Source organism: Microcoleus sp. S28C3 (assembly GCF_036700785.1).
In the GTDB taxonomy this organism is placed as follows: Bacteria; Cyanobacteriota; Cyanobacteriia; order Cyanobacteriales; family Microcoleaceae; genus Microcoleus; species Microcoleus asticus.
This window is the reverse complement of record NZ_JAUBPO010000301.1, coordinates 1-1,181: the sequence shown is the minus strand read 5'-3', so window position 1 is coordinate 1,181 and position 1,181 is coordinate 1. Positions and strand designations below refer to the sequence as shown.

General features: G+C 34.4%; 1 protein-coding gene. It reads right to left on the bottom strand.

Annotation, left to right across the window (positions count from 1 at the left end; translation table 11 throughout):
- Positions 1-74 precede the first annotated feature (74 nt).
- Positions 75-1,093 (bottom strand): ISKra4 family transposase gene (locus QUA13_RS32570; protein ID WP_333205241.1). Its coding sequence is split into 2 segments (ribosomal slippage): positions 75-925 and positions 925-1,093, totalling 1,020 coding nucleotides; the frame shifts between segments, so codons are not numbered across the junction.
- Between the last annotated feature and the right edge of the window lie 88 nt (positions 1,094-1,181).

Here is a 1,181-nt window from a genome sequence, read left to right as displayed (position 1 = left end):
GGGTGCATCTCACTTTGGCACATATATCAAATTGAAAGTTGACCGTTGAGATAAGCACAGCGAAGAGAAAGGAATTAGGAAACGTTCTCAATATTCCATTGCGCTCCCGATATTTTCACTCTTAATCCAATGCGTTTTATTGTTGATTCCACTGTTCCAGAACCAATCGAACTTATGGATTCTTCTTGGTAGTATTGGTAATTTACTATTCGGCAGCGATGGGTCTCTAAATAATTGCAAAACGTTTTAAATGCTTTACCTTTAAAGTCTTTAAATAAATCTATAACTTCATCAAGTTTGCCTTTCCATAACATATTTTCTGCTGATTTCAATCGTTTTATTGAACCACCTACCTTGTAGAGATTTTCTTTGATATGATACCAATCTAAGATTTCTTGTCTTTGTTCATTATCTCCAATTTCTTTAAATATGTTCCAAATCCCGGCATGGCCATCTCCTATGCAATACATAGGGTGTAGTAATTTTTGGCTATTAGTCCAATCAATTAAATCTTGATTATTTTGAAAAAATGCTCCCGAATAAACATTATCTAAACACACGGCTTTATAGTCTTTCCAGTAACAGCTCTCCCCCTTGGTTTCGTTGCGTAGTCTGACTTTACCGCCATCCAATGTAATTTCTTTGACTCCTTGTTGAGATGTAGGTAATTCAAATTCTTGTCGATTGACTAATCTTTGTAATCTACTGTGAAAAATTTTGATACCCGTAAATTTTTCCAAATCTTTTTCTGCCATTTGATAAGATTCGTTAGCAGTGATTAAAAGACAGCAGTTTTCCATCATTGGACTAAATTGACTGTAAGCTTTTAATCCAAAATATTTTGCCTGATTATCTGTAATGTCGAGCGAGCCGATTATTGATTTTATTTTTCGGGGTTTTCCTGTTTTAATTCCTGATACTGCTGAAAAAAAAAGTTACCTATTTCTGGACCAACTTCTGATAACATTTTCTGACGGACTGATTTTTCTATACTTTCAAAACTTTTTAACTCGGTTGACTCTGTATTTCTGTAAAGAATTTTTGCTACCGCTTTTAAGTGGGCTTTTAGCTGTTGTTGGTCTGAGGGTGTCATTTTATTTACCTCATCTTTATTTGACGATTTTACTAGCTTTTTCATTTTAACTCTTTTTTGACACCTTCGCATTCATTGAGATGCACCC